The organism is Bacteroides propionicigenes, assembly GCF_018390535.1.
Classification (GTDB): Bacteria; Bacteroidota; Bacteroidia; order Bacteroidales; family Bacteroidaceae; genus Bacteroides; species Bacteroides propionicigenes.
The window spans coordinates 17442-29583 of the sequence record NZ_JAHBBW010000013.1 but is presented as its reverse complement, the minus strand read 5'-3'; the positions used below and the strand labels follow the sequence as shown (position 1 = coordinate 29583).

The following is a 12142-nucleotide window of genomic DNA, read 5'->3' as shown; positions in this document are numbered from 1 at the left end:
GCTTAATCGAATTTTTGCATTATCTTTGTCCCGACTAAAGAGAAAAATGAATGATAGTTTGTATAGCCGAAAAGCCTTCTGTGGCGCGTGACATAGCCGATGTACTCGGAGCGAAAGATAAGAAAGACGGATACATCGAAGGAAACGGATACCAGGTGACCTGGACGTTTGGCCACCTCTGTACACTGAAAGAACCGCACGAATACACTCCCAACTGGAAGTCGTGGAGCTTGGGCAGTCTGCCTATGGTGCCGCCCCGTTTCGGTATCAAACTTATCAGCAACCCTACATACGAACGCCAGTTTCGCGTGATTGAGAACCTCATGCAGCATGCCGATATGATTATAAACTGCGGTGATGCCGGACAAGAGGGAGAGCTCATTCAGCGTTGGGTGATGCAGAAAGCCGGTGCGCGTTGTCCGGTGAAGCGTCTGTGGATTTCCTCGCTGACGGAAGAAGCTATCCGTGAGGGGTTTGCCAAGCTGAGGGACGCATCCGATTTCCAACCTCTGTACGAAGCAGGTCTTTCGCGTGCCATCGGTGACTGGCTGTTGGGGATGAACGCCACCCGCCTGTACACCATGAAGTACGGTCAGAACCGGCAGGTACTTTCTATCGGACGGGTACAAACGCCTACATTGGCGCTAATCGTGAACCGCCAGCTTGAGATACAGAACTTTGTCCCCAAACAATACTGGGAATTGAAGACGGTGTATCGTGATACCACCTTTTCGGCCATTCTCCGCAAGAGCGATGAAGAACTGGTACTGGAAGCCGAAAAACAGAAAGAAGGCGCTGCCGCCAAAGCCGCAAAACCCGAAGAAAACCGGGGAATAGAGCCTATCACGGACAGGGAGCGTGGAATGGCTTTGCTGGAGCAGATAAAGAACTCTCCTTTTACTGTCACAAACGTCACCCGCAAGAACGGTAAAGAGGCCCCGCCTCGGTTGTTCGACTTGACTTCCCTGCAGGTGGAGTGTAACAAGAAGTTTGCTTTTTCCGCCGACGAGACGCTGAAAACCATCCAGTCGCTGTACGAGAAGAAAGTAACGACCTATCCGCGTGTCGATACCACTTTCCTGAGTGATGATATCTATCCCAAGTGTCCCGGCATACTGAAGGGGTTGCGGGACTATCAAACATTGATCGCTCCGTTGGACGGAGCTACGTTGCCGAAATCGAAAAAGGTGTTCGACAACTCGAAGGTGACGGATCACCATGCCATTATACCTACCGGTCAGCCCCCTCAGAACCTGACGGATATGGAACGACGTGTATTCGATCTCATTGCGCGCCGCTTCATTGCCGTGTTCTATCCGGACTGTTTGTTTGCAACGACTACGGTAATAGGTGAGGTGGAGCAGATTGAATTTAAAGTTTCGGGCAAGCAGATATTGGAACCCGGTTGGCGTGTGGTCTTTGGTACACCCTCGGCACAATCGCAAGAAGAAAAAGAAGAGAAAGGCGGAGAAGATGAAAACGTGCTTCCTGCATTTGTGGCGGGAGAGAACGGCCCGCACTTGCCGGACTTATACGAGAAGTGGACGCAACCGCCACGCCCTTATACCGAGGCTACTTTGTTGCGTGCCATGGAAACTGCCGGTAAGCTGGTGGATAATGACGAACTGCGCGATGCTCTGAAAGAAAACGGTATAGGCCGCCCTTCTACCCGCGCCGCCATTATCGAAACGCTCTTTAAACGTAATTATATCCGCAAGGAGAAAAAGAATCTGATTGCTACTCCTACGGGGGTAGAGTTGATTCAGATTATTCATGAAGAATTGTTGAAATCAGCTCAACTTACTGGAGAATGGGAACAGAAGTTGCGCAAGATTGAGAAAAAAACATTTAGTGCTTCGCAGTTTCTGGAGGAGTTGAAGCAAATGGTATCGGAGATTGTGATGAGTGTACTTTCCGATAACAGTAACCGCCATATCACCATACAAACTCCTGTACCCGAAAAGGGTGAAAAGACTTCTGCAGCATCAGCTTCCGCTGCCGATAAACCGAAAAAAGAGCCAAAGAAAAGAGCGCCGCGAAAGCCCGCAGCAAAGAAAGCGGAGCAAACGACCGATGCGCTGGTAGGACAACCTTGTCCGCTTTGCGGAAAGGGAACGGTTATTAAAGGAAAAACGGCTTACGGCTGTTCCGAATGGAGGAGCGGATGTACATTCCGCAAGCCGTTTGAATAGAGGCACAGAGATACAGTCCCCTCTGTGCTCTCAGCTTTATTCGTAATTCAAGTGGAATTCTACGACCGCTTCAATACCTTTCCGCAGAATATCCAGCGGGATATTTTCGTTGGGAGAATGAATGGCGTTGGACTCCAGACCGAATCCCATCAGTACGGTTTTTATTCCCAATACCTGTTCAAAAGTAGAGATTATAGGAATACTTCCTCCGCGACGTACTGCCAACGGTTTCTTTCCGAATGCTTTGGTGAAGCCTTTCTCTGCGGCTTGGTATGCGGGGAGCGTAATGGGGCATACATATCCTTGCCCGCCATGCATGGGAGTAACCTTTACTTGTACGGTATCGGGGGCTATACTCATGATATAATCGGCGAACTGTTGCGAAATCTTATGATGCTCCTGATGCGGAACCAGTCGGCATGATACTTTGGCATAGGCTTTGGAGGGCAGCACGGTTTTAGAGCCTTCACCCGTATAACCTCCCCAAATACCGCATACATCGAAAGACGGACGGCAACTGTTGCGTTCCAGCGTACTGTAACCTTTTTCTCCGGAAAGGGCATTTACGCCGATAGCCTTTTTATATTTCTCCTCATCAAACGGGATATGCGCTATCATCTCACGTTCTGCCTGCGGCACTTCTTCCACATCGTCGTAGAAGCCCGGTACGGTGATACGTCCGTCCGCATCCGTCACTTGGCTTATCATCCGGCAAAGCACGTTGATGGGGTTGGCTACTGCACCGCCGAAGTGTCCGGAATGCAAGTCGCGATTCGGACCGGTTACTTCTATTTCCCAATAGGCAAGCCCGCGCAGTCCGGTAGTGAGTGAGGGAAGGTCTGCACCCAGCATACTGGTGTCGGAGACGAGGATTACGTCGGCTTTCAACAGCTCTTTATGTTCTTGGCAGAATCCTTCAAGACTGGGTGAACCGATTTCTTCTTCTCCTTCGAAGATGAACTTTACGTTGTGGGTCAGCAGGTTGTTCTTCACCAAGTATTCAAAAGCCTTTACTTGGATGAATGATTGGCCTTTATCATCGTCTGCGCCACGTGCCCAGATGTGTCCGTCACGTATTTCCGGTTCAAAGGGATTGCTTTTCCAAAGCTCCAGCGGTTCGGCGGGCATCACGTCATAGTGGGCGTATATTAATACGGTCTTGGCTTTCGGGTCTACGGTTTTCTGTCCGAATACGATGGGATTGCCTGCGGAGGGCATAACCAACGCTTCGTCAGCGCCGGCTGCCAACAATAGTTGCGCCCAGCGTTCGGCGCACGCCAGCATATCATCGTGATGTTCGGGCTTCGCACTGATGCTGGGAATACGGATAAGGCTGAATAAGTCTTCCAGCATCTTGGATTCGTTCTCTGCAATATAATCTTGTATCATATAATATTAGATAAGTATGTCATTATTTATTTTTTTCGTCTTTAGTGTGGCTTAGAATGATGCCAAAATGTGCGACCAACTTAATTTGTCAGACACTGTCTGACAAATTGGATAGAGTAGATAGAACTTTCTCATATTGTTTAAATTAGGGCGGCTGTAGCCTTTCCCTAATTTAATACGTAATATTTTTGCTAATGAAGAAAGCAATGCTGTACCATATTTAGCCTTAATATTTCCTTGTTGCTCGAACTCTACAATGTATTTGCCTATATTCCAATAGGTAGAAACCAAAGTCGTATTAACAATTTGGACTAATTGATTCTTAGTGTCAGTTACCAGATTGGTAATATTGTCAGCCAATTGATTTAATTCTTGTTCTGCCAAAATTGGTGAATTTGCAATATTATTGTTTTTATCCATATCTATAAAGTCTATCTTTTATTGATAGGTATCAGAGTTGTGTTGTTCTATCAATCAGATAATAATCCAATAATGTCATGGCTGCCATAGCTTCTACAATGGGTACGGCGCGGGGCAGCACGCAGGGGTCGTGGCGTCCGCGGGCTTTGAGGGTGGTGTCTATGCCGTCCATGTTTACGGTATGCTGTTCCATGAGTACGGTTGCCACGGGCTTGAAGGCTACGCGGAAGTAGATGTCCTGTCCGTTGCTGATGCCGCCCTGAATACCGCCGGAGTGGTTGGTGTGTGTTTCGATGCGTCCGTTATTATTGAAGAATACGTCGTTTTGCTCGGAACCTTTCATCTTCAGACCTTTGAAGCCTTCACCGTATTCAAATGCCTTTGCAGCATTGATGCTGAGCATACCGGCGGCAAGGGCCGATTGAAGTTTGCCGTAAATGGGTTGTCCCAGTCCGATGGGGCATCCTTTGATGACACAAGTCACTACGCCGCCAATGGTGTCGCCTTCTCCTTTTATCTTGAAGATGAGCTCTTCCATTTCTTTCGCCTTCTCCGGGTCGGGGCAACGCACCGGATTGCTCTCAATCAGGTCGAGGTCGTAAGCGGTATAGTTTTCTTCCAGCTTGATAGGACCTACTTGTGAAGTGTATGCCGTGATGCGGATGCCCAGCTGTTTCAAAGCCAATTTGGCCAATGCTCCTGCCACAACGCGCGAAATGGTTTCGCGTGCCGATGAGCGTCCTCCGCCACGGTGGTCGCGTATTCCGTATTTTACGTTATATGTATAGTCGGCGTGCGAGGGGCGATATACTTCTTTCAGATTATTATAGTCGTTGGAGTGTTGGTTTTCATTCCATACGATGAATCCGATGGGGCATCCGGTGGATTTACCTTCGAAAATGCCGGAAAGGAATTCTACTTTATCAGATTCTTTGCGTGAGGTGGTGATACGTGATTGTCCCGGACGGCGACGGTCGAGTTCCGATTGGACAAAATCCATATCGATGGTAATTCCTGCGGGGAATCCATCTATTACACCGCCTATGCCTTTACCATGTGACTCTCCGAAACTGGTAAGGCGGAGAATATTACCGAATGAGTTGAACATATCAAATGCTTTAAGAGTTTATAATGAGGTTAATGTGCCAGTTTGCCCTGTCATAACGGGCTTTGACTTTTTAAAGGTAACAATTATTTTTGTAAAACGTTTCAAAAATGGCAATAAATCTTTTATTTTCCGGCTTTCGGGAGTGTCAATTACTGTTTCAACCTATTGATTCCGTTCGTAAATCCATAGAATCCTTTAAGAATGTGAAGAAACTTTATAAATGCTCCTATATGAAAAAAGGGACATCTATTCTATATAAAAGACCTTGTTTGGAGGTTTTAAAAACTGTTATTTTGCGCCATAGATAAAAAAGAGAATATTAATCCACCCATAATTGTATGGGAATTTTATTAACTAAACAAGTACTTATATGAAGAAAAGTTTGTTTTTTTTATTTGCATTGATCTGTTCAATGAGTTTATTTACCGCTTGTAGCGATGATGATGATCCTGACTACTCTAAAGTTATTGAAGAAGAAATAGCAGGTGATTATAAAGGAACCTTGACTGTGACAGTAGAGGGAACTACTATGCCTTCCGAACCTCAAAAGATTAAGATTGAAAAGGCCAGTCCTTCTGCTATAAATCTTTCTTTAGCTAATTTTAGCTTTATGGGGATTGCTATCGGTGATGTTGAGTTGAAGAACTGTGTATTATCTCAGAATGGTAATACTTATACATTTTCTGGTACCCAAGATTTGAAGGTAGAAACCTTGTCTTGTATAATTAATGCCAAAGGTACAGCTTCAAATGGTGCCGTAAAAGTTGATATGGATATCGATGCCACTGTAGGCAGCTTGGAGCAGAAAGTCAAAGTTGTGTATGAAGGTACTCGTCTGACTGGCTCTGAAAGCAGTGAAGCTAAGATTACGGCTTTCTCTTTCGATATGTCTAACAAAGCAAATTCCATTGTAATTGAGCAACCGGTTATTAATGATGATAATACAATCACATTTAGAGTAGACGAGGCTGCGGTGGAAGCTGATGCAAATGTATTGAAAACTGTAGTTCCTACGTTTACTGTTTCTGACAAAGCAACTACGTCTGTGGAAAGTGGTAAGGCTATGGACCTTTCAAAAGATGTAACGATTACTGTGCTGGCAGAAGATGGTACAGTAGTGGAATATATAGTAAAAACCCCTGTAAGAAACTCTTTAATAAAATACTCTTTTGAAACTTGGTATGTTACAAATGAAGGGAAAGAATCAGAATATTGGAATCCAAATCCTAAAGAGGAATTGAATACATCAAATGAAGGGGCAGCACTCATGAATAATACATCATTTTCTCCTTTATTGATTGGTTTTCCTGTTACATCTGAAGATAATGGATTTACAGGTAAAGCAGCTAAACTGGTGACTTTATATTCTAAAAATCATCCTTTTGGTACTATTGCCCCTATAACTTCAGGCTCTTTATTTATGGGGCAGTTTAAAACAACTTTCCCAGCTCTAAAATCAACAAAGTTTGGTATACCTTATGATAAAAAGCCTATACTATTTAAGGGAGTCTATAAATATACGGCTGGGGATAATTATGTAGATGGAACGAAATCTCCTGTAGAAGAGAATCTTGATATCAAAGATGAGTGTGCTATTCAAGCTGTACTTTATGAAGCTGTTGATGAAAATGGAAAAGAGGTAACTTTAACAGGTGAAGATATTAACACATCACAATATCGTGTAGCACTTGCTCAGTTGGAAGATGGCTCTGAAAAGGCAGAATGGACTAAGTTTAATATTCCGTTTAAATATTTGGAAGGTAAATCTTATGATGAAAGTAAGGAATATAAATTGGCTATTGTGTGCTCTTCAAGTAAAGATGGTGACAAATTTAAGGGTGCTGTAAATAGTACTCTTATTGTAGATGAATTAGAAATTATTGGTGAATGATGATATTATAATTTAGAAATTTGAAAGGTAAGAAACAATCAGTGTTTCTTACCTTTTTTTAATACTTTTAGTATAGTCTTTTGAGGGGTAATTAAGATTATCCTCTGTGCTTATCTCCGATTTCCATAGACTGAAACATTATCATACTTCTTTGAAAACATACCCCAGCTTTGTGTTTTTTCTGTTTTCATCAGTAGTATAACCTCGTTTTACAGTTGCGGGCTGTACGGTTGCCAACTGCGGGCTGTAGAGCCCACAACTGCAAACCGTACAGCCCGCAACTGTAAAACGAGGTTTAGTTACGTGCATAGTGGCATTTAGTATACGCTATAACGACAAAAAGAACGTGCCGGAATCTCTTTTGTATGTATGGTTGAGGACTATATGCTGCAATAAAAGGGAAATTTACTCCTATTAACGGTTTGATGTAGATTAAGGGAAAATCCTTGTATGTGAGTAAGTTATAAGAGAAAAAGAAACAATGGGATTATAATAAGGAGTGACGACCAAAAGCGGTCGTCACTCCTTATTATGATTGTTATCACTCGATAACTCCTTTTGCTTTAATATGTTACCACTAAAAGTGACGAGTGATGAGAAAACACTCAAACTTTATATTTAGAATGCATACCCAAATCCTAAGTTCATATAGATGGGATACATATTAAATGTTATTGTATTAAAGTCTTTCTGGAAGATATTGTTCAGCCCCCATGTCAAGTCGGCATGTACGGTAAGGTGTTTGAATGCTTTCCATTCTCCGCCAAGTTGTAAGCCCCACTGAAATTTTCTTAAATCATTGGAGAAGTCATACGTTGCGATACTTTCTCCGGTGAATTCAACTTTTGAACCGGTTTGGTCGGGGGTACGTAGATGCCCTTCGTAAACGTGTCCGGAGAAGTTGCCCTCCAGCAAATAGGAGAAATAAGGGCCGGCAGACAATATCCAGCGTTTACTGATATGGTAGTTTGCCAGAACGGGAATGGTAAGATAAGAGTTCTTTACTTTAGTTTTGACTCCTCCTGTCCAAAGTCCTGCCAACTCTCCGCCATTGGTATTGATGATTTTCATACCGTAATTCTTTACGGTGGCTTCGGTTGTCATGTTCTTGTTCTCTAATCGTAAGCCCAATGTGAGTCCCCATTTCTTGTCTTTGTCAAACCATTTGGTGGCATTACCTTCAATGGCAATGGCTATGCCGGGTGCATAACTGTTTATTTTACGTATTTCCTTAGGCAGAGGAATAGGAGATGTACCACCAATATTGAATCCGGCTTTTATGCCATATTCCCAACCATGCAGATAGGAGTTGATAAGACTCTTATTTCTTTCTTCTTGTGCCTGTACGTTGGCAGCCATTGCCAACAGTACGGCTATAATGCAAATAAAATGATACTTTTTCATACTGAATATTAGTTGTCTTCGCTTATAAGTTCTAATTCGTCTATATGCAGTGTGCTGCCAACAGCTCCTTTGAAGTAAGCGCCGTCTACACTGGAGGAAAGGACAATACTTAATTTATATTTACCGTTCTGCAATTTGGCAGCGTCTATGCTTTTACCGTTTACCGCTTCAAAAGGCAACTCAAACGCTGTCCATGTATCGGTTTCTTTAGCTTCTTCTTCGCTGATACGGGCGATGGATACGAGCTTGTCGGAAGTCAAATCCAAGCTGTTGCTGCCATCCAGCATGAAAGAGTTTTCGTTTGCCTCGTATAGTATGGCATAAATGTCGAAACGGTCTTTTTTGTCTTTCTGTACTACGCCTTCATCGGTGTACACGTCTCCGGCTTTGAACTTATAGTAGCCTTTTAGTGAAACGGGACGCTTGTAATATTGTATGCCGAACTTAGTAGCCCGCAAAGGATCTTTTAGTGCGTTTGCCAAGTCGAAAGAGCCGATGAACAGGTTGCCAGCCGCAATATACATCTTCACCATAGCGCCGAAGCTGCCGGTGTCGCAGGTGGTTAGTTTCAACCCTTTGCCGCGGTAGCCGTCGGTTATTTGCTGGGTTGGATAGCCGGTACGGTTATCTGCCATACTGGTTAACTTGAATCCGGGGTTACCGCTTGACCATTGCAGTACACGTGAAACACTGGTTGATGTTCCCGGTTCGAACTCATAAAGAATGTCGTACTCGGTATTGCTTGATGGAAGCAGTTCTTCAAAGTGGAAAGAGCCGGGTACTTCGGTCGGTATAATCTTTACGGTATATGTGGAGTGCCATTCTCCGTCTTCGGAAGTTACGGTAAAGGTGCGTGAGTGCGAGTCATTGCTGAAATCGTAATTGTTCATTACGTCATCCGGATAATGTTCGTTCGCTTTGAGGGTTGCGCCTGCGGGCAACTTAAACTGTAATTGCTGTTTTGATAAATCCGCTCCTTTATGCACGTATATGTTTATCTCTTTTGAATCGCTATTGATATGAGCTAATTGTACGTCTGTACCGGTACAAGCATCAATGGCTGCTTCGGAGTTGAGTGCTTCGTCTTGAATGCACGATGTTGTTGCGAAGCCTAAAAAGAGGCAGGCTATCAGATTTTTAAGTCTCATATTTTTCTGTTTAGTTAATAACTGTTTGCTAATTAAAGCCTTTGTAACTTTAATAATAACAAAATTCGGTCGACAAAGTTAGGTTTCTTTTTCGTAAATAAAGTATTTCTCCAATCCTTTCTGCTCTTTCGGCATTATAAAAGTTTTGAAACGATATCACTTTCTCTTAACTTTAGGAGATACATACGGAAAAGAACATCCGGAATGTTGCCGGTAATGATAAAAGGATTTCTCATATTTGCTTAATCTACACTTAGTGAATATAAATGTAATTATTCATTTTGAATTATACAAATTGTATAATGCGAAATGAATAATGGAAGTGTCACATATCATCTGATAATCATCACTTCTTATCCTTTTTATTTGGCAGTCTCAAAGAGATATATTACTTTTGTGTTGAATATAAACCTATTAGAAAGAAACGACTATGGCAAGACCTATTAGAGAAACACCGATACTGTTCGGTAAAGATGCCGCTCGTTTCGAGGCAGAAATGAAGCGGGTAGAGAACTTGACCGCGGAAGAGCGTAAAGCCAACCGGGATAAGGCTCGCAAGGCTTATGAAGAGTTGATAACCGAAGTGAAGTTTCCAAGCATAAGCCGTGTATGAAACTGATACAACTAACTGAAGATTACGAGTTAAAGCCATTCGATTGCGGCGATGCCGATTTGAATGGCTTTCTTGCGCATGACGCAAAGGGATTTCATGATAAACACATCGGAAAAACTTTCCTTCTTATCGACGGTGAACAGATAGCTGCCTATTTCTGTCTGTTCAATGATAAGGTGTCACGTGTGGAAGCATCCGGTTCCGCATGGAGAAAAATGAAAAAGCTCTTCCCTCACGACAAACATTTCAGCAGTTACCCTGCTGTAAAGATTGGGCGGCTGGCTGTTTCACAGGATTATCGGAACACCGGTATCGGAAGCAAACTGATGTTGTCTATCAAACATATGCTCAATGCCGAAGATACATGCTCGACTTTCCGCTTTATCACTGTTGACGCTTATTTGTCCGCCGTACCCTTTTACATCAAAAATGACTTCAAATTGCTGGTCTCCGATGATGATGACAAGCACACGCGTCTGATGTTCTTCGACATGATGGAAATGTAGCGGTCGTAACTGAATTATACAAATTGTATAATGTGAAATGAATAATGGCGGCTATCGTTGTTTCTCCAATCCTTTTTGCTATTTTTGCATGATTAAAAACTGAAGTAGTGATGACTGAAACAGAGAGAAAACAGATAATTGCCTTAGTGCAGCGTGAAGTAGTTCCCGCCATCGGGTGTACAGAACCTATTGCCGTAGCTTTATGTGTGGCGAAAGCGACCGAAACCTTGGGGACAAAACCGGAAAAGATAAATGTCTTGTTAAGTGCCAATATCTTGAAAAATGCAATGGGTGTCGGAATTCCCGGTACGGGCATGATAGGGCTGCCCATTGCCATAGCGTTGGGAGCGCTGATAGGCAAATCGGAATATCAGCTGGAAGTGCTGAAAGACAGTAGTCCTGCAGCAGTGGAGGAAGGAAAATGCTTTATCGGTGAAAAACGCGTTAATATAGCCCTCAAAAAGAATATCACAGAGAAACTCTACATCGAAGTATGTTGCGAATCGGGTGAGAACAAGGCTACTGCCATTATTGCCGGCGGACATACTACTTTTATATATATAGCCCGTAACAATGACATCCTTTTGAATAAGCAAAGCACAAGTTGCGGGGAAGCGGAAGAGCAAACCGTAGAACTGACTTTGCGCAAAGTGTATAACTTTGCCATGAATGCTCCGCTGGACGAAATACGTTTTATTCTTGAGACTGCCCGTTTGAATAAAGCTGCCGCCGAACGCTCTTTCGATGGAAACTACGGTCATGGGCTGGGCAGAATGCTGCGTGGCACTTATGAACATAAGATATTGGGCGATAGCGTGTTCTCTCATATCCTTTCTTATACATCCGGCGCATGTGATGCCCGTATGGCAGGTGCTATGATACCGGTAATGAGTAATTCCGGAAGTGGAAACCAAGGCATCTCCGCCACGTTGCCCGTCCTGGTTTATGCCGAAGAAAACGGTAAATCGGAGGAGGAATTGATTCGCGCCCTCATGCTTAGCCATCTGACTGTGATTTACATCAAGCAAAGCCTCGGTCGCCTGTCTGCACTATGCGGTTGTGTGGTAGCGGCTACGGGTTCCAGTTGCGGCATCACTTGGCTGATGGGCGGCACTTACGAACAAGTTGCCTTTGCCGTTCAGAATATGATTGCCAACCTTACCGGAATGATTTGTGACGGCGCCAAGCCCAGTTGCGCCCTGAAAGTAACTACCGGCGTTTCCACCGCCGTCCTTTCCGCCATAATGGCAATGGAGAATCGTTGTGTTACTTCAGTTGAAGGAATAATTGATGAAGATGTAGATCAAAGCATCCGCAACCTGACAAAGATAGGTTCTAAAGGAATGGATGAAACGGACAGACTGGTGCTGGAGATAATGACAGGAAAAGGGAAATAATTGATAGCTTTTAGAGTTGATAGCTTTTAAAGTTGAAAGTCAGCTACACTATAATGCTGCATAGCTAACTTTCA

General features: G+C 43.6%; 10 protein-coding genes. 5 read left to right on the top strand and 5 right to left on the bottom strand.

The genetic code is table 11. From position 1 onward, the window contains the following. Positions 1-50: 50 nt before the first annotated feature. On the top strand, positions 51-2192 hold the full coding sequence (locus tag KG118_RS14375) for a DNA topoisomerase 3 (protein ID WP_117710836.1): 2142 nt from the start codon (positions 51-53) through the stop codon (positions 2190-2192). A gap of 36 nt (positions 2193-2228) precedes the next feature. On the opposite strand, the gene KG118_RS14370 is transcribed toward KG118_RS14375, so the two are convergent. Genes KG118_RS14370 through aroC form a run of 3 tightly spaced genes read right to left on the bottom strand, consistent with a single transcriptional unit; the run spans position 2229 to position 5109 of the window. Continuing rightward, complete coding sequence (locus KG118_RS14370; protein ID WP_117710835.1) at positions 2229-3581, bottom strand: dipeptidase; 1353 nt, start codon at positions 3579-3581, stop codon at positions 2229-2231. Positions 3582-3632: 51 nt separating this feature from the next. Then, positions 3633-4001 (bottom strand): DUF1016 N-terminal domain-containing protein, encoded by a 369-nt coding sequence (locus KG118_RS14365; protein ID WP_233514855.1) that lies wholly within the window; start codon positions 3999-4001, stop codon positions 3633-3635. Positions 4002-4032: 31 nt separating this feature from the next. Then, the gene (aroC, locus tag KG118_RS14360; protein ID WP_117710834.1) at positions 4033-5109 is read right to left on the bottom strand and encodes a chorismate synthase; all 1077 of its coding nucleotides are present in this window, start codon (positions 5107-5109) and stop codon (positions 4033-4035) included. Between the two features lie 370 nt (positions 5110-5479). Between aroC and KG118_RS14355 the strand changes: the two genes are divergently transcribed. Further along, entirely contained in the window at positions 5480-7000 is a 1521-nt protein-coding gene (locus KG118_RS14355; RefSeq protein ID WP_117710833.1) for a PCMD domain-containing protein, read from the top strand. A 618-nt stretch (positions 7001-7618) separates the two neighbouring features. On the opposite strand, the gene KG118_RS14350 is transcribed toward KG118_RS14355, so the two are convergent. Further along, positions 7619-8404, bottom strand: a complete 786-nt coding sequence (locus tag KG118_RS14350; RefSeq protein WP_117710832.1) for a porin family protein — start codon at positions 8402-8404, stop codon at positions 7619-7621. An 8-nt stretch (positions 8405-8412) separates the two neighbouring features. After that, positions 8413-9552, bottom strand: coding sequence for a PCMD domain-containing protein (locus tag KG118_RS14345; RefSeq protein WP_117710831.1), 1140 nt, complete (start codon positions 9550-9552; stop codon positions 8413-8415). Positions 9553-9982: 430 nt separating this feature from the next. Between KG118_RS14345 and KG118_RS14340 the strand changes: the two genes are divergently transcribed. From KG118_RS14340 to KG118_RS14330, 3 genes are all read left to right on the top strand, one after another. Then, positions 9983-10165 (top strand): hypothetical protein, encoded by a 183-nt coding sequence (locus tag KG118_RS14340; RefSeq protein WP_117710830.1) that lies wholly within the window; start codon positions 9983-9985, stop codon positions 10163-10165. Then, on the top strand, positions 10162-10671 hold the full coding sequence (locus tag KG118_RS14335) for a GNAT family N-acetyltransferase (protein ID WP_117710829.1): 510 nt from the start codon (positions 10162-10164) through the stop codon (positions 10669-10671). The genes KG118_RS14340 and KG118_RS14335 overlap by 4 nt, the downstream gene beginning before the upstream one ends. 110 nt (positions 10672-10781) lie before the next feature. Continuing rightward, on the top strand, positions 10782-12068 hold the full coding sequence (locus tag KG118_RS14330; protein WP_117710828.1) for an L-cysteine desulfidase family protein: 1287 nt from the start codon (positions 10782-10784) through the stop codon (positions 12066-12068). The last annotated feature ends 74 nt before the right edge of the window (positions 12069-12142 follow it).

Bases quoted from the DNA above. Each gene is read 5' to 3' on its own strand.
- KG118_RS14375 (WP_117710836.1), top strand. From the start codon at position 51: ATGATAGTTTGTATAGCCGAAAAGCCTTCTGTGGCGCGTGACATAGCC.
- KG118_RS14370 (WP_117710835.1), bottom strand. From the start codon at position 3,581: ATGATACAAGATTATATTGCAGAGAACGAATCCAAGATGCTGGAAGAC.
- KG118_RS14365 (WP_233514855.1), bottom strand. From the start codon at position 4,001: ATGGATAAAAACAATAATATTGCAAATTCACCAATTTTGGCAGAACAA.
- aroC (WP_117710834.1), bottom strand. From the start codon at position 5,109: ATGTTCAACTCATTCGGTAATATTCTCCGCCTTACCAGTTTCGGAGAG.
- KG118_RS14355 (WP_117710833.1), top strand. From the start codon at position 5,480: ATGAAGAAAAGTTTGTTTTTTTTATTTGCATTGATCTGTTCAATGAGT.
- KG118_RS14350 (WP_117710832.1), bottom strand. From the start codon at position 8,404: ATGAAAAAGTATCATTTTATTTGCATTATAGCCGTACTGTTGGCAATG.
- KG118_RS14345 (WP_117710831.1), bottom strand. From the start codon at position 9,552: ATGAGACTTAAAAATCTGATAGCCTGCCTCTTTTTAGGCTTCGCAACA.
- KG118_RS14340 (WP_117710830.1), top strand. From the start codon at position 9,983: ATGGCAAGACCTATTAGAGAAACACCGATACTGTTCGGTAAAGATGCC.
- KG118_RS14335 (WP_117710829.1), top strand. From the start codon at position 10,162: ATGAAACTGATACAACTAACTGAAGATTACGAGTTAAAGCCATTCGAT.
- KG118_RS14330 (WP_117710828.1), top strand. From the start codon at position 10,782: ATGACTGAAACAGAGAGAAAACAGATAATTGCCTTAGTGCAGCGTGAA.